The following is a 19,785-nucleotide window of genomic DNA, read 5'->3' on the forward strand; positions in this document are numbered from 1 at the left end:
TGCGAGGCCAGTGCGTGCCAGCGAGACCACGTCTTCCACCACCGTCACCATCGCGCCCGACCCCTACGCCACCGAGCAGCCACTCAAGGCCGCCGTGCTGGCGCACAACAGCGCCGGCAACGGCCCGACCTCGGCACACGTCCAACTGCGCTGACCCGGGACACCGGTCGACGACCCAGCCGACCGGGGCCGCGGTCACCACCGCTGACTCACCCGACCGCAGAAGTTCGGAAACGGGCGCTGACGGGCACTGCGGACGCTCGGGTTGGCGCTGGTACGTGCCCGAAGGTGCGGCCACGCCGGTACCGCAACGGCACCGGCGTCTCGACCGAACCTCCACCACTGTCCACTGTGGTCGGCTTGATCAGTGGAACAGCGTGGCGCCAAGCGGGTGTTGTTGGTCGAACCCGGGGAGTATCAGGAAGCTCGCACTGGCGGTGGTGGTGGTGAACGGCAGCAGTGCGTCGCCGTTGTCCATACGGGTGAGGGTGTTGGTGAATGTTCGTATGTCGTTCTGGAAGCTGATGAAGAGCAGGCCCGCCGCGGGTTCGTCGATGCCGTAGGAGCGGCGCAGCATGAGGCCGACGCCGACCACGCTGGAGTGCGCTCTGCGAAGGTGGGCGTCCGCCGGGATGAGATAGCGCCCGTCCGGTGTTTTGGCGCCGAGGTCCGGGTCGGAGGCGATGGTGCCGCCGGAGAGGGGGATGCCGGTGTCCCGGCGTCGACCGAAGACTGCCTCCTGGTCGGCGACGGACAGCGTGGCGAACCGCGGCAGATCGAGTTCCATGCGGCGGAGCACGGCGATGGTGCCGCCGGCGACCGGAGCCGGTCCGGCCAGCCACAGGTCTCGTTGTTCTTGGGCGGTGGTGTGCGGGCCTACGATGCCGTCGATGAAACCGAGCGGGTTTCGTGGCGCGGTAAGGCTTTGATCTACGGGAACGTTCGAACCGCGGCGCCCGGACTGCCGCCAGCGTTCGCGTACCCGGTCGCCGGCCTGGTCCAGCAGCGCGGCCGCGACGATCGGTACCACCAGGGCGTCGCCGGCGCAGATCTGTATCAGCAGGTCCCCGCCGCGTGCTTGCGGGGCGATCTGCTCGCGGGAGAACTGGGGGAGGTCCGCTGCGCCGGGTAGGGAAGGATCGACCATGCGCACCAGTCGGGGGCCGACCCCGATCGTCACGGTGAGATCGCCCGGCGGCAGGCCCAGCAGTCGTGCGTCGGTCCCCGCGGTGAGCGTGAGGACGGCCTGGCCGAGTTCGGCCAATAACGGGCCGACAGCCACACCGTCGTCGAGGTCGGTCACTACGGCCAGCAGGTTGGGCTGGGCTGGTCGCGGGAGCGTGATACCCGCCTGATGAGGACCCGTTGGTGGCACCGGCGTGGTTGACGCAGGGGCATCGAGCTGACCCGACTCAGTGGAACGCGGTTCGCACCCGGCGGTGAGGCCGGCGGCCAGGACGGTGGCGCCGGCACCGAGAAACGCGCGGCGTGACGGGTGATGGTCGGCTCGGCGCACGGTGTGGAGAGTGCCATAGCCGCCCTGCGGCAGGCGAACCCGGCGGTCATGCCAGACTGGGATCATGCCTCGTTTCCGTCTTCGCGGGATGGCCGCGGTGCTGGGCACGTCAACCCTCGTACTGGCCGGCTGCGGCACCGGCGATGACGGATCGGGCAAGGGCAGTCGACCGGCCGGTGAGCAGGTGACGATCCGGGTGCCGGCTGACGCCCCGACGATCTCCGATGCGGTGTCCCTCGCCCAGCCCGGTGACCTCGTCCTGGTCGCGCCGGGCGTCTACCACGAGTCGGTCAAGGTCGACACGGCCCAGGTCACTGTTCGCGGCGAGTCCCGGGACACGGTCGTCATCGACGGGCAGTTGCAGCGACCGAACGGGATCGTCGTCACCGCGCCCGGGGTGGCCGTGGAGAACCTGACCGTGAAGAACAACACGCAGAACGGGGTCCTGGTCACCGGTTCGGCGGCGGCGGCTGCCGGAACTCCGGGGCAGGGCGGCTACGACACCGGCGACGAGCCGGTCACCTTCCTGAAGTCGTTCCTGGTCTCCCATGTGACGGCCACCCGCAACGGGTTGTACGGCATCTATGCGTTCTCCGCCCAGGACGGTGTCATCGAGCACTCGTACGCGTCGGGTTCGGCCGACTCCGGGATCTACGTCGGGCAGTGCAAGCCCTGTCGCATCGTGGTGCGGGACAACATCGCCGAGCTCAACGCGGTCGGTTACGAAGGCACCAACGCCAGTGGGGACATGTACGTGGTCGGCAACCGCTTCGTCGGTAACCGGGTCGGGCTCACCACCAACTCCGACCACCAGGAGAAGCTGCTCCCGCAGCAGGGTTCCCACGTCGCCGGCAACCTGGTCGCGGCCAACCAGCAGGACTCGACCCCCGAACAGGCCGACGGCGGGTGGGGCATCGGCATCGGCATCGACGGCGGCAGCGACAACCAGGTGCTCCGCAACCGGGTCGACGGCAATGTCAACGCCGGGCTGGTGATCACCGCGACCGCCGACATACCGCCGAACGGCAACCAGATCGTGGACAACACCTTCACCTCCAACGGTGTCGACGTCGGCTGGACGTTCCCCACCGCCACCCAAGGACGGGGCAACTGCCTGCGCGGCAACGATCTCGCGACGACGGTGCCCGCTCAGCTCGCGACGACCGCGTCCTGCCCGGTCGCCGACCAGTCGCCGACGCCGTCCGGCACGTGGGAGAGCCCGAGGCCACCTCGCGGTATCCCGTTCACCGACGTGGCCGCGCCCGCCCCGCAGCCGCAGTTCCCGAATGCCACCACCACGGGCGCCACCGCTGTTCCGGCCGTTCCCGCGCTACCGGACATCGCGACGATCCCGCTGCCGTCGGCGTCACTGCTGGCCGACGGCGCGCTGGTGCGGACATCCTGAGCGGCGGCTACCGCGTCGGGGTGACTCCGGGCGCCGGCTGGACCGGAACGTAGGCCTGGGTGTCGAAATCGATGATCACCGGCTGCGGCTCGGACGCCACGTCGGCCTGAACCCGGTACATGGTGCCGTCCGAGCCGATCCAGTAGCGGACGTTCCCCGCGGTACCGGGCTTGCCGCGCGCGGCCGGCCCGGACATGACGTCCACCTGACGGCCGCCCACCTGGTCCTGGCCGACCCAGGCGGCGCCGTTCTGCGGCAGCAGTTCGGCGTTGTCCGGCCGGTCGCTACCGAGACTGAGCGCGATGAGCAACGAACTGTCCAGCGAACTGCCGGACGTCTGCAGCGGACGACGATGCCAATCAGATCCGGGCGGCGACGCCGGCGCCTCCGCCGGGGTATTCGTCATCGGATGGACGAACACAGTGGTGGAGTTCCATTGAATCAGCCCGTCGCTGGACGTATCGCGCCCTGTGCCGCGCACCACCCCATAACCGAGCTTTGCTCGGTAATCGATGGATCCGGTGATGACCAGCCCACCGGCGGTGGTCGGCACGGTGATCGTCACCGCGCGGCCTCCCGCCTCGTAATTGCGGAACCGCGCGATCGCCAACCGGTTCACCTCGTCCGAGGTCAACGCACGTGGACCAGTAGGCCCTGAATAAGGATCGATGATCAGAAATGCGGCCACCCCGACCGCCACGGCAGCCGCAATGCCGATGACGACTACCGCCCAGCGCGGCCGTAGCGATCGGCGCCGGGGGAGGCGTTGCTGGGCTCGCATGCTCCGCACGCGGCAGGATGCTAACAGGTGCGCTGATTCACACCCTGATTCACCCAATCGTATGGCACATGGCGAGACGCCGGTTCTGGTTGTATGTGACGGTGCACGACGACTTACACAGGGGGATAGCGATGGGCCGGAGAACCCGGACGCGTAGGGGTGGACTGGCGCGGGTGGGGCTGGCCGGCCTGCTGCTGGCGAGCAGCGGTATCACCGGGGCGACTGCCGGGACGGCTGCCGCGTCGGCGACGGACGGCACGCTGACGGTCCAGGTGTTGCGGGACTTCTTCGGCACCGGCGTGATCAACACGACGATGGACGTGCCGCAGCAAGGCATGCACGTCGACATCTCCGACCCACAAGGCCGTCACGTCAACGGAATCACGGATGCGACCGGAAAGGTCGTGGTGCCGCCGTCCACCGTGCTGACCGGCGGTCATTACCGCGTCGATGTCACTATCCCTGAGCCCTACAGCGATTATCTGCAGGCTGCGCCGGCCTCGACGGCGACCAACCACTTCGACAGCTTCACCACGTTCGTGGACGTGTCGGACGGCAAGAACGACTCGGTGATCACCGCGGTCTGGAACCCCGTCCACTATGCCCTGCCGGATTCCCGGTATTTCGTGCCGATCCAGAACGCTGCCAATGGGCACGACACCCGGGCATTGGTGGCGTTCGGGGTGAACGCCCGCGGTACGTGTCCCGACGATGTCGCGTGTCCGACCACGCTCGCCACCCAGGCCCAGGTGGGCACGACGTTCGGGCTGGCCTACGACAAGGACCGGCGCCGGCTGTTCCAGAGCGCGTTCGCCCGGCGGCACGCCCTGTACGGGCCGGAAGGTGGGGACGCGATCTACACCGTCCCGGTCGACGGCGGCGGCGCACCGACCCTGTTCGCGAAGGTGCCGGGCGCCGCGGTGACACCCCACGACACCACAAACCTGATCAAGGACGGCGGGTTCACCGACGCGCCGACCAAGGAGAGCATCGGCGGCATTGCGCTGTCGGAGGACGGCTCCACGCTGTACGCGGTGAACCTGCTGACCCGAACCCTGGTCAGCTTCGACGCCACCGGGGCCACCGCCTCGGCGCCCGCGGCCACGGTGCCGGTCCCGGACCCGGGCTGCGCGGCGCCCACCGACTGGCGGCCGTTTGCTGTCGCCGCACACGATGCCACCCTGTACGTCGGTGGTGTGTGCAGCGCGGAAAGCACGCAGAACCGCGCGGACCTGAAGGCTGTCGTCTACACCTACGACGGCACGCGATTCACCACGGTGCTGACCCAGTCGCTTGACTTCGAGCGCGGCGATGTCCTCACCGGCCGATCTGACCCTCCCCAGACCAACCACTGGAACCCGTGGAACACCGACCTGTCGACCTGGGAAGAACACGACGTGACCGGTGACGGCACGATGGTCGACCCGCAGCCGCAACTGGCCAGCCTGGCTTTCGCGCGTGACGGGTCGATGATCCTCGGCTTCCGCGACCGGTTCATGGACGTGGTGGGCTGGGATGCGCTGGACCCGCGGCCGGGCAACAACGCCAACCAGCGCGGCTTTTCCGGTGGCGACATCAACATGGCCTGCGTCAATCCCACCGGTGGATACTCCTGGGAAGGCACCGCAAACTGCCCCGACCACGCGAACGACATCAACGACGGCGATCAGGCCGGCGGCGTGGTCGAGTACTTCCCGGGTGACTACTTTTCTCTGCAGGGCCCCGCAGGGCGCGCGGCGCACCAGGAAGCCGCGCTAGGGTCGGTTGCCTACATTCCGCAGCTGCAATGGGTCGTCAGCACGCAGATGGACCCGACCGTCAACGCCGCCACGGCCGGGACCGGTTACTACGACATCACGACCGGCGCGGGGCCTGGTAACAACCCTCCGTCCAACGCGTACGAGTTCGTCGGTCGGGGCCGGAACGGGAACGGGTTCGGCAAGGCCGGTGGGCTAGGGGCCATCGCGTACCAGGCGGCGAACGCGCCGATCCAGATCGGCAACCTGGTGTGGTTCGACGGCGACCACAACGGCGTCCAGGACCCGGCGGACGTGCGGCTGCCGGACGCGACGATCAACCTGTTGGACGCCGACGGCAAGCAGGTCGCCACGACCAGGACCGATGCCGCTGGCGAGTACTACTTCGGCGGTGTCGGTGCCGCCTACGAGCTCACACCGGGCGCGAAGTACACGGTGCAGTTCAACGTCTGCACCGCGAATACCGGCAAGGTGACGGGTCAGCCGCCCGCTACCGAGCTGCGGTTCACGCTCGGGCTGACCGGTGACGACCGGGTGCACGACTCCAATGTGGTCCCGCCGACCACCGGGCAGCTGTGCAACGGATACGCGCCTGTCACGGCGCCGGCCAACCCCGGCGAAGTCGATCACACGATCGACGCCGGCGTGTACGTCCCACAGCCGCAGCCGACCACGACGCCGCCGACGACGTCCGAACCGCCGACGACCCCGGCCCCGACCACGACGGCCCCGGCCGGCAAGAACACGGGTTCGCTGGCCGACACCGGTGTTTCCGGTCTGCCGTGGGTGATCCTCCTCGGTGTCCTGGTCCTCGGCGCGGGCGCGGCACTCGCGTTCGTGAGCCGCAAACGCCGCACCAAGCAGGGCTGACACAAGTCTGCCCGCCCGCGATCCCGAGTCGCGCGGGCGGGCAGACGACCTTGTGCCGCTCGAAAGGTCATCGTCGCTGGTAGAGCAGCGGGGCACCGGCTTGAGAGCACGCTCTGGTGATCGTGTCCCTGCTGTGCCAGGTGACCCGGAAGCTGCTGTCAGTCCCGTCGGTGTTGCCGCGCGGCGAGGTGGCGAAGGGCGCCGACTGCTCGTGCTGCGACACGAGAACGCGGTCGTTCGCCGGCAGCTCGCAGGCCCGGTCCGCTATGAGCCCGCGGACCGGTTCTGGTTCGCCGCCCTGTCCAGGCTGGTACATCGCTCACGGTGGCGGGAGGTCTTCCCGGTCACTCCCGGCACCCTGCTCGCCTGGCACCGCAGGTTCATCGCCGGGAAGTGGGACCACACCGAGCGTCGACGCACCGGACGTCCATCAACCCCAGCGGCGATCACGGCACTCGTGCTGCGGCTCGCCGACGAAAATCCACGGTGGGGGCATCTGCGGATCCAAGGAGAACTCGTCCGGCCCGGCCACCGAATCGCCGCCTCGACGGTCTGGCGGATTCTGCATGCCGCAGGCGTCGACCCGGCGCCACGCCGCTGCGGCCCGACCTGGCGGGAGTTCCTCACTGCCCAGGCCGAGGGGCATCATCGCGGCGGACTTCCTCCACCTCGACACCGCACTCGGCAAGCGCCTGTACGCGTCGGCCTTCCTCGAACACGGCACCAGGCGCCCGCACATCACCGACGTCACCACCCACCCGACCCGGGAATGGACAGCACAGCAGGCCAGGAACCTCGCCGCCGACCTCGAACACCGGATGGAGTCCCTGCGCTTCCTGCTGCGCGACCGCGACGACAAGTACGCCCAGGCCTTCGACGCCGTCTTCCAAGCCGACGACATGCGAGTGATCACGAGCGCACCGCGCACGCCCCGGATGAACGCCCATTGCGAACGGGTCGTCGGCAGCCTCCGACGCGAGGCCCTCGACCACGTCCTCATCATGGGAGAGGCCCACGCACGTCAGGTCCTCAAGACCTACGAGAGCCACTACAACCGGCACCGGTCCCACCAAGCCCGCGACCAGCTACCACCCGAGGTCCAAGAGGGGCCCACCGCAGCGCACGACCTCGAGACCCACAGACTCCTCCGCGCCCGGATCCCGGGCGGGCTCATCAACGAGTACAGACATGCCGCTTGACCAGCAGCGATGGCTTTTCGAGCGGCACAGGGTCTTGAGTTGGCGTTGAGGTGTCCATTGCGGCGAGGTCGTCGGCTACCTCATGTGGGCGAACGAGCATCGAGCTCATCCGGGCGCGTGTAGCGAGGGATGAGCTCGATGCTGAGGTGCTTGTCGTTCGCCTGGATGTACGTCGTTTTTCGTCGGGCGGAATTCCTGTCAGAGGAGAACCCCGGCCGGGTGTGGTGTTGGCTTGTTTTAGCGGCGAGTTTCAGGAGTTGTTCGGTGGAAGGGCTACTGGGTGTTCCGGACGAAGTCGAGGCAGGCCTGATAGTCGGGGAGAATGCCCATTTCCTCGGCTTTGCGGAGGCCGGGGGCGTTCTTGTCGCGGTCGGACAGGATGTGTTGGACGTCGGTGGGCCACGGGAGGTCCAGGTCTGGGTCGAGCGGGTTGATTCCGAACTCCGCCTCCGGGCGGTAGCGCTCGGAGCAGAGGTACACCAGAACGCTGTCCTCCTCCAGGGCCACGTAAGAGTGGCCGAGCCCTTCTGCCAGGTAGACGCCTGTCAGGTTCTCCTGGTTCAGGCTCATCGCCTCCCACTGGCCGAAGGTCGGAGAGCCGACCCGAATGTCGACGATCACGTCCACCACGGCCCCGCGCGGGCAGTAGACGTACTTCGCCTGGCCCGGTGGGACCTGGGCGTAGTGCACCCCTCGAATCGTGCCCTTGCGGGAAACGGCGTGGTTCGTCTGCCCCAGGCGCAATGAATGACCCGTGGCCTCTGTGAAGAATTTTTCATCGAACCACACGGAAAAAGTTCCACGAATGTCGGGGAACTGTGCCGGGGTAAATTCCCATGCGCCTTCGATGCTCAATTCGCGGATCTTCATGTCGGCAAATTACCACAGAGGTGTGTCGGCGGAGAGTCGCAACCCGGATTTCCGGACCGCGTCCAACCGCTGTTCGACAAGTGTTCGCCCGAGCTGCTCCTTGGCGCGCCACGAGTCAGTCAGATGTGTCTGGTTGGCATGGCGCCGGTAGTACCACGTCACCTGGTCGAGGCTGTACCCGTCGGCGACTTCCGCGAGGGCTACGAGCAGACCGACATCCTCCGAGCGTGGTGTCGCCACCCAGCCGCCCAACGCTCGCACGACGTCGATGCCGGCCATGAGACCGGCGCAGCAGATCGACCAGACGCCGGAGGCGTCGTCGAGCACTCCGACCGTTCCTTTTGGGACAAGGCCGACCGGGATGCCGGCGCGATGCGGTTCTCGTGGCCCGCTTTCGTCGATCTCACCAGCTCGCGCGAACGCCCAGCGCACGGTCGGTTCCTTCGTGAAGACGGTGATCAGGTCGGTCAGCGCCCCCGGCAGCAGGACGTCGTCGTGGTCGAGCACCTGCACCAGGGCACCGGTTGCTCGGGTCAGTGCGATGTTGCGGGTCGCCGCGGTGCCGCAGGAGACGCCGTTGGCGGCGTACCGGACGAAGGGCAGGTCCGCGAGCGGTTCCGCGAGGGCGGGGTTCGGGCCGTCCTCTTGGACGAGCCATTCGAGGTCCCATCCTTCTGGAAGGCGTTGAGCGCGCATGGAGTCCGCGGTCGCTGTCAGGTGTTGAGCCTGCGGTGCGTAGGCGGCGGTGATGACGGAGAGGCGTGGCATCGGGAGATCCTCTGGTCGTGTTCGTGTCGGGTTTCAGCCGGTCAGCCGCAGCGTCGCCGCCAGGTCGTCCTGCCACGGTGGCAGCTGTGGCAGACCGGTCGCGACCCACTTGTCGTTCGCCAGCACGCTGTACGCGGGCCTGGGCGCGAGTAGCCCGAGAGACTCCGTGGACACCGCGCGCAGGCGTGCGGGATCAGCGCCGATCTGCTCGAACACCGCGCTCGCCAGGCCGAACCAGGTGGTCGAGCCCGCACCGGTGCAGTGGTACACGCCACCAGGCGGGCGTGCGCGTGCCAAGGTCAGCAGAGCGTCCGCGAAGGATCGAGCCGAGGTCGGTGACGACGTCTGGTCGTCCACGACGGTGAGAAACTCCCGGCTCTGCTCGGCTTTGAGGATGCCGGTGACGAAGTTGCGGCCAAAGCCGCTGTACAGCCACGAGGTTCGTACGACCAGTGCGTTCGAGTCGCGGTCCAGCACCGCTTGCTCGCCCAGCAGTTTCGACTTTCCGTAGGCGGACAACGGCGAGGTCGAGTCCTCTTCCGTGTACGGAGTCCGCGATCTTCCATCGAAGACGTAGTCGGCGGAGATGTGCACCAGTAGCGCGTTGTTCTGCGCACATGCGTCGGCCAGGTGGCCCGGCGCCACCGCGTTCACCGCTCGCGCCGCTGTGTCGTCCTTCTCCGCACTGTCGGCGTTCTTGTCGGCCGCGGCGTTGATGACCACGTCGGGGCGCAGCGAGCTGATGGCCTCACCGACCGCGACCGGATCCGTGATGTCGAGCTGGTCCCGGCTGAGCGCGTGGATCTCCTCGTCTCCCAGCGTCGCGACGATCGCGCTGCCCAGCAGACCTCGAACTCCTGTCACAAGCCATTTCATGATGTCTGTCCCCTTTCCGAGTTCGTCGGTGCGGCGAGCCGCACGGCTGCCGCGACCACCGAGCGGTTCGTCGTGGTCGTAGCTCTGTCACTGGTAGGGGACGGGCCCCGACGCGCCAACCAGCGGGAGACCTGGCGGACGAGATCTCCCGGCTCGCCGATGGTCTGGCCGTAGGCAATCGCCGCGGACGCGACGGCCGGGTCGTGCCGGGACGCTTCAGCCACCGCGTCGTACGGCTCGAACACGGGGTCGAACGGCTCGTCGCGACCCGTGCCCGCATGTCGAGCGAGGCGGGCGGACAGTGCTCTGTCGTAACGGGTCGACTCCTCGAACCACGGGAGCACCCCGTCGCGAAGCCGTGCCAGGTAACCGGCGGTTATCTCGGACACGGATCCAGCCCCCGTGAGCGCGTCCACGAGGTGAGCGACCTGGCGCAGCCCCAGCACGATCCCACGAGCGAGAACGGGATTGGTCGAGACAGCCGCATCTCCGACAGCCACCAACCCGTCGATCCGTCCGGCGTTCTCCGCTAGGAGGGCACCGCGGGAATTGCCGACCCGTCGACTGGCGGACGGCCTCCCGGTCGGAACAGCCCTGGCGGCACGGAGGTAGTCGTCGACCGCGGGCAAAGAGCTTAGCAGAGCGATCATGCCCGGCCGAGTCATCACCGTGCGGAACAGCGGATCGTTCTCCGCCAGCACCGCAGTCGCGGAGACCATTCCGTGGTCCGCGCCGGTCGCGGCGCAATAGACATGGCCCTCGTCCGAGCGCACGCCGCGCAGCACGGGATCACCGGTGCTGCCGGTCGTGAACCAGGTCGTCACGTACTGGATTCCGCTCGGGCGGAACAACTTGTCCGCGCCAATCGCGGGGTGGTCCTGCAGCCGTGACGCGTGCCCGGTGCAGTCCACCACCAGGTCGGCGTCGAGGTCGCCCGCCGGCGTGGCGACCCCGGCCACTCTGTCCGTCCCGCCCGGTCCGCGGGCCACCCGCAGGGACGTCACCCGCACGCCTCTGTGCCACTCGACGGTGGACCGCCGCACTACGCGGGCGAGGCACAGCTCCAGTGTCGTCCGCCGGGCTCGCAGAACCTCGTGTCGTGCCAAAGGAAACGTTACCGGCCCCGTCCACGGCAGCCACTCCGCACCGGCACCGCGGAGTTCTGGTGCCGTGCCGGGCACCAGCCGCATCAACAGGTCGACCACTCCGACGGCGTAGGAGTGGACTTGACGGGCGTGGGGGACGCCGGGACGGTGCCAGGTTCGCCACGCTGCCGTGACGTCCGCGGGCAGCTCCGCGCCGTCCCGTTCGACGAGCACGACCCGGTGCCCGGCGGCAGCGGCCGCGTAGGCGGATGCCAGCCCCACGATCCCGGAACCACACACCACGACGCGCAACACGGGTCGTCAGCCGCCGGCCATCGGAGGAACGATGTCGACCGTGCTGCCCGGCGACACGTGGGTGTCGGCGAAGCTGGCGAACGGGACCATCTCGTCGTCGATGAACACCTTGAAATAGCTGTAGATCGCGCCGTTGGCATCAAGCACGCGGAACTTGTTGTCCGGATAACGATGCGCGAAGTCGGTGATGATCCGCAGCAGTGTTCCCTCTTCGACGTCGAATCGCGCGCTTCCGCCGGTCTGGCGCTTCCAGGCGGGCGACACCCTCAACACAACCATGCCCACTCCCCATCGTCGATCGGTCAGATACGTGAAGCCGAAGACCTCAGGCGCTCGGCTGCGGCGGCGCGGTCGACCTTCCCGCTCGCGGTGAGCGGAAGGGCGTCGGCGAAGCGCACCCTTGCGGGAACCAGGTGCGCGGGGAGCACGAGGCGCAACGCGTCGACCACGGCTGCTTCCGTCGTCGGGTTCTCGGTGCTCACCACTACCTGAGCCTCGACCGCCGCGGAGACGGCGTGTCCGTTCAGGCCGGTCACGACACACGTCACGACCCCAGGCAGGTCGAGAACCGCTGCCTCCACCTCGGCTGGCTCGACCCGGAAGCCCGCGATCTTCATCTGGTCGTCCGCGCGTCCGGAGAACCACAGCACGCCGTCCTCGTCGGCGTGGACGAGGTCACCGGTGCGGTACTCGGCGTCGTCGGTACCGGGTGCGGTGAACCGCTCCGCCGTCAGTTCGGGACGGTTGGCGTAGCCGACCGCGACCGCTGCCCCCGACACGTGCAGGTCTCCGCGGCTGCCGTGCGGCACTTCGCGGCCGTCGGCGTCCAGCACGCGCAACCGGACGTTGTCGATGGCGAGTCCGATCGGTGGCAACGCGGGCCACTCCCACGGCCGCCGGTCGAGCCGATGACTGGTGACGACATGCGTCTCGGTCGGCCCGTACTGGTTGACCAGGTCGCAGTCCGCCAGTCCGTCGAACAGCTGCCGCACGGCGTGACCGCATCGCAGTTGTTCGCCCGCGGAGACGACCTCGCGCAGACGGGCTTCGCGCAGGTCGTCGTTGTTCGTGAACGCGGCCAGCGTCTGCAGGGCGACCGAAGGCAGGAACAGCCGCTCGATCTCCGACCCAACCAGCATGTTCCACAGGCGTTCCGGGTCCTCGCGAACACCCTCCGGTGGCAAGACCAGGGTTCCGCCGGAGCACAGGGTGGCGAAGATCTCCTGGAAGGACACGTCGAACGTCAGCGGCGCGAACTGAAGGGTCCGCGCACGCTCGCCGCAGCGGGAATCGGCCACCTGCCAGCGGATCAGGTTGGCCAGCGAGCGGTGGTGGTGGACGACGCCTTTCGGTTCGCCCGTCGATCCGGACGTGAACAGCACGTAGCACGGGCTGTCCGCGCTCGACCTGTCCTGCTGCGCCGTCGGGACGGGCAACGCCGAGGTGTCGACCCAGTGGATTCCGCGTGCCCGAGCGGCTTCTCGCGCCCACTCACCGGTGCCGGCCACGGCGCGTGCGTCGGCGAGGTCCAGCACGAGCCGTGTGCGCGTGTCCGGGGATCGAGGATCCACCGGAAGGTAGGCGAGGCCCGCGGCCAGCGTGCCGAGCAGTGCCGCCACCACGTCGACCGATCGCGTGGCGGGCAGCGCCACCACCGAGCCGGCTGGTACCCCGGCATCGGCCAACGCGGTCGAGACGGCGAGAGCCCGGTGCCACAGTTCGGCGTATGTCACGAGTTCGTTCTGGTCCTCGACCGCGATCCGGAACGGATGTGCCCGCACTCTCGCGGCCACCACTCGGACCGCGGTCGTCGCCTCAGAGGTCGCGCGCACAGCGGAAGCCCATCGCGAAGTTCGACCAGCCGTCCGGGTCTGCGTAGATCCGTTCGCTGCAGCGGAGCTGATAGCGGAAGTTCATCCAGGAGCCACCGCGTACCGCGCGGAACCGGCCGTTCGCCATCCGGTACATCGGATCGTAGTCCGCGGGGTCGCCGAACAACGCGCACAGCGAACTCGTCCACTCGTAGACATTGCCCGTCAGGTCCGAAACACCGAAGGTACTGTCACCACCGGGAAAGGCACCGACCGGTGTGGTCTGCGGCATCGGTCCTTCCTTTGCGCACACCTGGAGCCACCAGTCACGCCACGACGACAGCTTCAGCAGGTGCGCACCGACGTGGTAGTCGGCGCAGTTGGCCCGGTCCGGCTCCCACTCGTCGCCCCACGGCCACAACCGGTACTCGACGCCACGCGCGGCGAGCTCCCACTCGGCCTCGGTCGGCAGTCGCAGGCCCGCCCACCTCGCGTACGCGGTCGCGTCGTTCCACGAGATGTGCACGACCGGGTGGTCCAGCCTGCCGTCGACGGTGGTGCCGGCACCTCCCGGCTGCCGCCAGTACGCGCCCCCCACCTGTTCCCAGTAGCGGTTCGTGTAGAGGACGCCCCAGCCGCGCGTCTCGGCGTCCGTCCGGTAACCCGTCTCGTCGGTGAACCGCTGGAACCTGCGCACCGTCACCGGGTACCGGTCGATGGCGAACGGCTTCACCTCCACCCGCACCTGCGGTCCCTCGTCGGCGAACCACTCCGTGTCGAACGCCTGCCCCTCCTCCTGAAGCCAGTCCAGCACCCACTGAGGGGACCCCATCAGGAACGTCCCGCCGGGAATCTCCCGCACCTCTTCGTCGGTGATCGTCATTTGCCCGTCCCCCCGTTGTCGACGATCACAGCGGTCCACTCGTCCAGCAACCGTCCGGCGTCTGTCGCCGTGTACTCGCTTTCGCCGTACTCACACACAAGTCGCGTCTCGTCGCCGTACTCGATCTCCAGGCTCAGCCCTGGGTAGTGGCGTCGCGTGGGCTTGACGCCCAGGTGCAGCCGGACGTCGAGGAGCACGACCCGTTCGCCCAGTCGCACCGCTGTCTTGGCGATGTCCAGCGGAGGGGTGATCCAGACGAACGGCTCACGAGCCCGGCTGCCCTCCGGCCACAGTCTCCGCAGCAGCTCCGCGCGCGCGACGCGGTCGTGCGCCAAGGCGTCGAAGACTCCGCGGCGGACGGCGGTCAGCGCGACCTCGAAGTCAGAGGTGGACGTGCCCAGGTCGACTGTGATCACGTCGGCGAACGGGCCGATCGCCTGTTCGGTGCCCGGCCGGCTGCGTCCAGCGGTCGCGGTGTTCACCCCGATGCGGGTCGGCTCGCCCACGAGCCGGTGTGTCGCGCACGAGAACGCCGCGGTGTGGGCGACGAACGGCGTGCATCCACGCATCGCCGCTGACTGCTCGAACCGTTCGACCACCTCGCGGTCGACAGTCTTGGCGACGTGGAGCGCCTGGGGTGCCTCTGCGGCAGCACGGGGCGAGAGCCCCGGGAGCGCCGCCGCGGGGAAGGGCCCCAGTTCCGCGAACACACGCCGCCAGTGGGCAGCGGTCTCGGGCAGATCGGCGAACGCCGATCGCTGGGCGCGGGCGTACGCGGCGAACACGCCGTTCGGCACCCCCGCCGCACTTGGGTTCCCGTACCGCTCAGCTAGGTCGGCGAGGAACGGGCGCACCGACTCGCCGTCGAAGACCAGGTGGTCCGCGACGAAGGCGAATGTCGAGAACCCGCCTGCCCGGCAGTACAACGCACTGGAGTTCTCGTCGGATCCGGTGAACTCCGACAGCCAGGCCGACACCACGCTGTCGGCGTCGGCCCGCGTCGCGGGACACGACGTGACGTGCAGGTGGGGAAACGCGCGTGTGGTTCCGTCGATGCGCGCTCTGCCCGTGCTCGAAACCCGCATCCTCAGCACGTCGTGGACCAGAGCCGTGTTCCGCACAGCCCGTCTCAGCGCGTCCACGTCGATCTCGCCGTCCACGCGCGCGGTGAACGCCACGAAGCTGCGCCTGCGCCGGGAGAGCATCGCCTCCTGCCCGACCGACAGCAGCGCACCGTCACCAGGGCTCGTGATCGGCTGGTCGTCCTCGGACCGCCCCTGCGCTCGCCGCGCCAGCTCGACGATCGAGTGGTCGCTGAGCATCTCGTGCACCGAGATGTGCACGCCGTTGCGCCGCGCTTCCAGCACTGACCGCGCGGCCAGCAGTGATGTGCCCCCGGAGGACACAAAACCCCGGCCCGCGACGTCGACCTCCCGGTCCAGCACTTCCCGCCACACCGCGGCGAGCACCTTCACGGCCGCTTCGATCCCGGCTACCGGCACGGCTGCCGCCCCGCTGCCGCGGTCACCGCTTCCAGGAGCTGGGCGTGCTCCTCCACGGTTCTGAGCTCCGCACCTCGGATCTCCGCGCACTCCACTGCCGCGAGGAATCGCTCCGTCATTCGCGCGTACTGGTCGTCGGCCGCCGCAGGCAGCTCCTCCACCTGCCCGGCCCCGGTGAACCACACCGTCGACTCCTGTCCGGCCGGCATCGTGAACGCGCGCTCGACACGTAGTCGTCCCCGCGAACCCCAGATCTCGTACTCACACCGGTAGTCGTGGTCGAAACCGAAGGAGAGCTGAGCCGGGACACCTGTCACCGAACGCAGCTGAACGGCGCCCGCGACGTCGACGCCGAGCGGACCACTCGTCGCGAGCGACGCGGCTTCGACCTCAGGCACGGGGCCGAGCGCCCATCGGGCCGCCCTCAGCACGTAGGTCCCGGCGTCGAGCAAGGCGCCACCACCCAGGTCGGGGCGGTACCGGATGTCCTCCTGGTCCCTCGGCGGGAACGCGAAATCCGCCCGGAACAACCGGATCTCGCCGAGTGCGCCGGACGCCAGCAGTTCCTCGACCACCCGCTGCCTTCGGTGGTGCAGGAACGCGAAGTTGGCCACCAGGGTGCGGCCGTGTTCGTCGGCGACGCGGGACAGCCCGCGGGCGACCCGTGACGACGCGGTCACGGTCTTTTCGGCGAGCACGTGCTTACCGCGGCGGAGCGCCAGATCGACCCACCGCGCGATCATGGCCACCGGCAGCGGGATGTAGACTGCGTCGATGTCATCCCGGTGCAGAAGCGCTTCGTAACCCTCGACGGCGGCACAACGGAACTCGGCCGCGAACCGTTCAGCGTCGTGCTGGCGCCGGCTCGCCACGGCGGTGAGCTCGATGCCTTCGGTGTCGCGGAGGGCTGTCGCCATCTTCCTGCGTGCGATGTCGGCGGTGCCGAGAACACCGACCCTCAACCGTGTCCCCGTCACGCGTTGCCGCCCTCGATCACCGCGCACGCGCAGGCGAGAAGGCTGCGCGCCTCGACGTTGACGTAGTTGCTGTAGAGGACGAGGTTCTTCAGCTGTCCGATGCTCATCCACCGGTGGTTCGGTGACTCCACCGCGTGCAGGTCGCCGTGGTACTCGACGATGACGTACTTGTTCTGCTGCCTGAAGAACCGGCCGCCTTCCTCCGACTGGTACGCGTCGAACAGGACGTGCTCCGGTGCGACGTCCGTGACCAGTGACAGGTGTTCGGGGCGCTCCTCCGGCAGCAGGTGCTGGTAGTTGCGCGTGATGCACTGAACCGTTGGCGCGATCTCGACGACGTCGCGGTTGCCCGCTTCGAGCTTCGCCTGCATCAGGGCGTGAGGTACTCCGTTGATGCTGGTAAGCACCATGGCGGCCAAGCCCTCGTGGGTCGGCGCGATCACCGGCTGCATCCACCCGGATACTTCACGTGACGCCATTCGCACGGCCACCCCGCCGACGGTGAAGTACAACCCGTCCTCGTGCGCGATGTGCCACTTGTCCCGCTGCCAGCGACTCACCTCTGACAGGGGCACGATCCGGGTGTTCAACCGATAGCGCATGCGCGCATCGGTGCTCCACGCGAGCAGTTCGCCGGACGTGTGCAGCGCGTCGTCCGGTGCGAGCACGGAGTGTGCGAGCGGCGAGTGCTGTCCTGCCAGCAAGTCGGACCGGGTGGGCATCCCCGCGCTCCAGCGTGAGAACTGCAGACAGGAGAGCACGGACCGCAAGTCCATGTTGACGACGTTGTCCAGGCGGAGCAGACGGTGCAGCTGTCGAAGGGTCAGCCAGCGAAATCCCTCGTGCACCGGCACGTCGCCGATCACCTCGACGATCATGTTGCGGTTGCGCTTGCGCAGGAACCGCGCGCCCTGCTCGCTTTGCAGGACATCGACTCTCACCCGATCACGGGTGCCGGCCAGGAAGTGCTCCAGGTACCGGGGAGCGGCGCCGCCGTGGACGCGGTCGTAGTTGCTGTGCGTCGCCTGCACGGTCGGAGACAGCTGGACGAGGTTGATGTTGCCTGGTTCCATCTTGGCCTGGATCAACACTTGCGTCACGCCGCGCACCTCGCGCACCAGGAGCCCTAGCACACCGACCTCCGGCTGGTCGATGATCGGCTGCGACCACCGCTCGACAGGACCGTAGTTCGTGGTGACGTCGAGGCCGCGGATGGCGAAGAACCGCCCGCTGTCGTGCACGAGGTCGCCGGTGGCCGTGTCGGTTCGCCACCGCGCGATCTCGTCGAGCGGGACCGGTTCCAGTTCGCACGAGACCTCGGCCCGTTCGGCTTCCAGCCACGCGAGAACGTCATCCAGCCCGGTGCTGTCGTCAGCGGCCGAGGCGAACGCGGCGTGGTCGAGTTGATCGTAGCTGCGCATCTTGGCGTGCCACAACGTGTTCGCCGGCGGCACTGGAATCGCGCTCACCATTGCTATCCCCCCAGATAGTTCGGTCAGTCTTCGTGTTGCTGTCCGCTCACGGCAGCACCTCGGCTAGATCAGCTCATGAAGGACGAGCAGCGCGCGGATGTCGGCCGACCGAGCGCGGGGGTCGATGACTTCGCCGAGACAGGCCAAGTAGGCGGTGAGCAGACCGGACACGGCGTGCTCGTGGAACACGGCGCCATCGGCGAGGACGGTGACGGTCCACCGGGGACCGGTCCTGACCCAGACCGAGAACGTCGGGTCGGATGTTGTCGGAACGACGGCGCGAGGACTGACCGCGACGCCGGAGAATCGTGGCACCAAAGGCGCTGCGCCGTCGTCCTGCACGTTGAGATACGGCGTCAACTTGCGCGGCGGCTGCAGGTATTCGGACGGGTCGCAGTCGCGGATGATCTCCGTCCACGGGAGCGCGGAGTGGCTCAGCGCGTCGGCGACGGCCTTGTGGGTTGTGTCGAGCACCTGGTCCACCGTTGCGCCGTCCGTCCAACGCGTCCGCACCGGCATGCCGTGCGCGAACCACCCGATCGTTCCGTGGAACGCGGGGGATTCGCGGTTCGCGACGGAGGTGCCGATCACGTGGTCACCGCCGCCGGTCGCCGCGTCCAGCAGGAGGTTGAGCGCGGTGGCCGCGAGCACGAAGCTCGTCGTACTCGAGCGCCGGATCAGCTCCCAGGCCCGGTCCGACTCCGCTCCGGTCAGCTCGTGGGACCGCATGATCGCGGTCGGTTCGTCAGAACCGCTGTGCCGCAACGGGTAGTCGCTGATCGGTGAGGAGTTCGCGAAGGTGTCCCGCCAGTACGCCCGCAGCGACTGCCCCTCTTCTCCTTCGACCACCTGCCGTTGCGCCGCGACGAAGTCCCGCCATTGAGCGGGAAGGGGCAGGGTCACACTCTCGTAGTGGGCTGAGAGCTCTTCGACGAGCACGCGATGAGACCACGCGTCGAAGACGATGTGGTCGAACGCCAGGGCGAAGGTCCACTCCTCGTCGTTCTTCCGGATGAGCGAGGCGCGGAACAGTCTTGCCTCGACCCGGTTGAAAGGCTCTGCCACGAAGTCGGCGAGCACGGCATCGAGATCGGCCTCCGCGGACCGCAAGTCGAGCACCCGGAAGTCGAGGTCCGCCGTGGCAGCCACATCCTGTCGGGGTACTCCGCCCTCGTCCACGGTGAACTTGGTGCGGAGCACCTCGTGGCGCTTGAGCACCAGGGTGATCGCCGCACGCAGCCTGTCGGTGTCGAGGGGACCCGTGAGGTCCCAAGCGAGCACCACCCGTCTGGTTCGCCTCGTGGCCTCGATGGCGTCGCGGCGCAGCCGTTGATCCATCTGGTAGGACACCGAGGACCTGGTGGTCCGCGCACGCCGACCATCACGTTTGAGGCGTGGTAGATGAGGGATGAGCTCTGCCAGGTCGGCTGCCACGGGGTTCGAGAACATCGCGCTCATGTCGACGCGATGGCCGGTCGCGGCTCGAAGCGCCGCCGTCACCCGAGCGGCTTGCAGCGATGTGCCGCCCAGCCGGAAGAAGTTGTCGTCTGGTACTACCGCCGTGCCCAGGACATCGCTCCACACCTGGAGCACCGCGGCCCGTGCGGCGGCGTGTTCGATCCCTCCGGCCATTGGTCTGTCCCTCCAACGATCAACCTGGATCGCAGCGCTTTCTCGGCGGCCCCGCGCCAGATGACG

17 protein-coding genes are annotated in these 19,785 nt (G+C 68.3%); 4 read left to right on the forward strand and 13 right to left on the reverse strand.

Features of this window, described 5'->3' with window-relative positions:
- Positions 1 to 10 precede the first annotated feature (10 nt).
- A complete protein-coding gene (locus tag ALI22I_RS50565; protein WP_179118148.1) occupies positions 11 to 154 on the forward strand; it encodes a hypothetical protein in 144 nt (47 codons plus the stop codon).
- 210 nt (positions 155 to 364) lie between these two features.
- Here the strand turns inward: ALI22I_RS50565 and ALI22I_RS08150 are convergent, their stop codons facing one another.
- Complete coding sequence (locus tag ALI22I_RS08150) at positions 365 to 1,654, reverse strand: Dyp-type peroxidase (protein WP_238598202.1); 1,290 nt, start codon at positions 1,652 to 1,654, stop codon at positions 365 to 367.
- On the opposite strand from ALI22I_RS08150, the gene ALI22I_RS08155 reads away from it, so the two are divergent.
- Positions 1,605 to 2,921: a right-handed parallel beta-helix repeat-containing protein gene (locus ALI22I_RS08155; protein ID WP_202970859.1), complete on the forward strand. Its 1,317-nt coding sequence runs from the start codon at positions 1,605 to 1,607 to the stop codon at positions 2,919 to 2,921. The two genes, ALI22I_RS08150 and ALI22I_RS08155, sit on opposite strands and share 50 nt — an antisense overlap.
- A 7-nt stretch (positions 2,922 to 2,928) precedes the next feature.
- On the opposite strand, the gene ALI22I_RS08160 is transcribed toward ALI22I_RS08155, so the two are convergent.
- On the reverse strand, positions 2,929 to 3,531 hold the full coding sequence (locus ALI22I_RS08160; RefSeq protein WP_238598203.1) for a hypothetical protein: 603 nt from the start codon (positions 3,529 to 3,531) through the stop codon (positions 2,929 to 2,931).
- A gap of 344 nt (positions 3,532 to 3,875) precedes the next feature.
- Here ALI22I_RS08160 and ALI22I_RS08165 point away from each other — a divergent pair, with 344 nt between their 5' ends.
- A complete protein-coding gene (locus tag ALI22I_RS08165; RefSeq protein ID WP_238598204.1) occupies positions 3,876 to 6,329 on the forward strand; it encodes an SdrD B-like domain-containing protein in 2,454 nt (817 codons plus the stop codon).
- 566 nt (positions 6,330 to 6,895) lie between these two features.
- Entirely contained in the window at positions 6,896 to 7,528 is a 633-nt protein-coding gene (locus ALI22I_RS53270; protein ID WP_238598205.1) for a transposase, read from the forward strand.
- A 273-nt stretch (positions 7,529 to 7,801) separates the two neighbouring features.
- Here the strand turns inward: ALI22I_RS53270 and ALI22I_RS08175 are convergent, their stop codons facing one another.
- The 11 genes from ALI22I_RS08175 to ALI22I_RS08225 form a co-directional block, all read right to left on the reverse strand.
- Positions 7,802 to 8,398 (reverse strand): dTDP-4-dehydrorhamnose 3,5-epimerase family protein, encoded by a 597-nt coding sequence (locus ALI22I_RS08175; protein WP_077004866.1) that lies wholly within the window; start codon positions 8,396 to 8,398, stop codon positions 7,802 to 7,804.
- Positions 8,399 to 8,407: 9 nt separating this feature from the next.
- Positions 8,408 to 9,166, reverse strand: coding sequence for a glycosyltransferase family 2 protein (locus ALI22I_RS08180; RefSeq protein WP_077004867.1), 759 nt, complete (start codon positions 9,164 to 9,166; stop codon positions 8,408 to 8,410).
- 33 nt (positions 9,167 to 9,199) lie between these two features.
- Positions 9,200 to 10,042 carry a dTDP-4-dehydrorhamnose reductase gene (rfbD, locus tag ALI22I_RS08185; RefSeq protein ID WP_077004868.1) on the reverse strand — a complete coding sequence of 281 codons (843 nt, stop codon included), beginning with the start codon at positions 10,040 to 10,042 and terminating at the stop codon, positions 9,200 to 9,202.
- Positions 10,039 to 11,442: an FAD-dependent oxidoreductase gene (locus ALI22I_RS08190; RefSeq protein ID WP_077004869.1), complete on the reverse strand. Its 1,404-nt coding sequence runs from the start codon at positions 11,440 to 11,442 to the stop codon at positions 10,039 to 10,041. The genes rfbD and ALI22I_RS08190 overlap by 4 nt, the downstream gene beginning before the upstream one ends.
- Before the next feature lie 6 nt (positions 11,443 to 11,448).
- Positions 11,449 to 11,721 (reverse strand): MoaD/ThiS family protein, encoded by a 273-nt coding sequence (locus tag ALI22I_RS08195; RefSeq protein ID WP_077004907.1) that lies wholly within the window; start codon positions 11,719 to 11,721, stop codon positions 11,449 to 11,451.
- A gap of 23 nt (positions 11,722 to 11,744) precedes the next feature.
- The gene (locus tag ALI22I_RS08200; RefSeq protein WP_077004870.1) at positions 11,745 to 13,274 is read right to left on the reverse strand and encodes an amino acid adenylation domain-containing protein; all 1,530 of its coding nucleotides are present in this window, start codon (positions 13,272 to 13,274) and stop codon (positions 11,745 to 11,747) included.
- Positions 13,258 to 14,136: a formylglycine-generating enzyme family protein gene (locus ALI22I_RS08205; protein ID WP_077004871.1), complete on the reverse strand. Its 879-nt coding sequence runs from the start codon at positions 14,134 to 14,136 to the stop codon at positions 13,258 to 13,260. The genes ALI22I_RS08200 and ALI22I_RS08205 overlap by 17 nt, the downstream gene beginning before the upstream one ends.
- Positions 14,133 to 15,638 carry a condensation domain-containing protein gene (locus ALI22I_RS08210; RefSeq protein WP_077004872.1) on the reverse strand — a complete coding sequence of 502 codons (1,506 nt, stop codon included), beginning with the start codon at positions 15,636 to 15,638 and terminating at the stop codon, positions 14,133 to 14,135. Before ALI22I_RS08210 ends, ALI22I_RS08205 begins: the two co-directional genes overlap by 4 nt.
- A complete protein-coding gene (locus tag ALI22I_RS08215) occupies positions 15,629 to 16,600 on the reverse strand; it encodes a Gfo/Idh/MocA family protein (protein ID WP_143532056.1) in 972 nt (323 codons plus the stop codon). The genes ALI22I_RS08210 and ALI22I_RS08215 overlap by 10 nt, the downstream gene beginning before the upstream one ends.
- Before the next feature lie 11 nt (positions 16,601 to 16,611).
- Complete coding sequence (locus tag ALI22I_RS08220; RefSeq protein ID WP_083751556.1) at positions 16,612 to 18,036, reverse strand: NDP-hexose 2,3-dehydratase family protein; 1,425 nt, start codon at positions 18,034 to 18,036, stop codon at positions 16,612 to 16,614.
- A 114-nt stretch (positions 18,037 to 18,150) separates the two neighbouring features.
- On the reverse strand, positions 18,151 to 19,719 hold the full coding sequence (locus tag ALI22I_RS08225) for a condensation domain-containing protein (protein WP_077004874.1): 1,569 nt from the start codon (positions 19,717 to 19,719) through the stop codon (positions 18,151 to 18,153).
- Positions 19,720 to 19,785: the final 66 nt, after the last annotated feature.

It is taken from the genome of Saccharothrix sp. ALI-22-I (assembly GCF_001984175.1).
Taxonomy (GTDB): Bacteria; Actinomycetota; Actinomycetes; order Mycobacteriales; family Pseudonocardiaceae; genus Actinosynnema.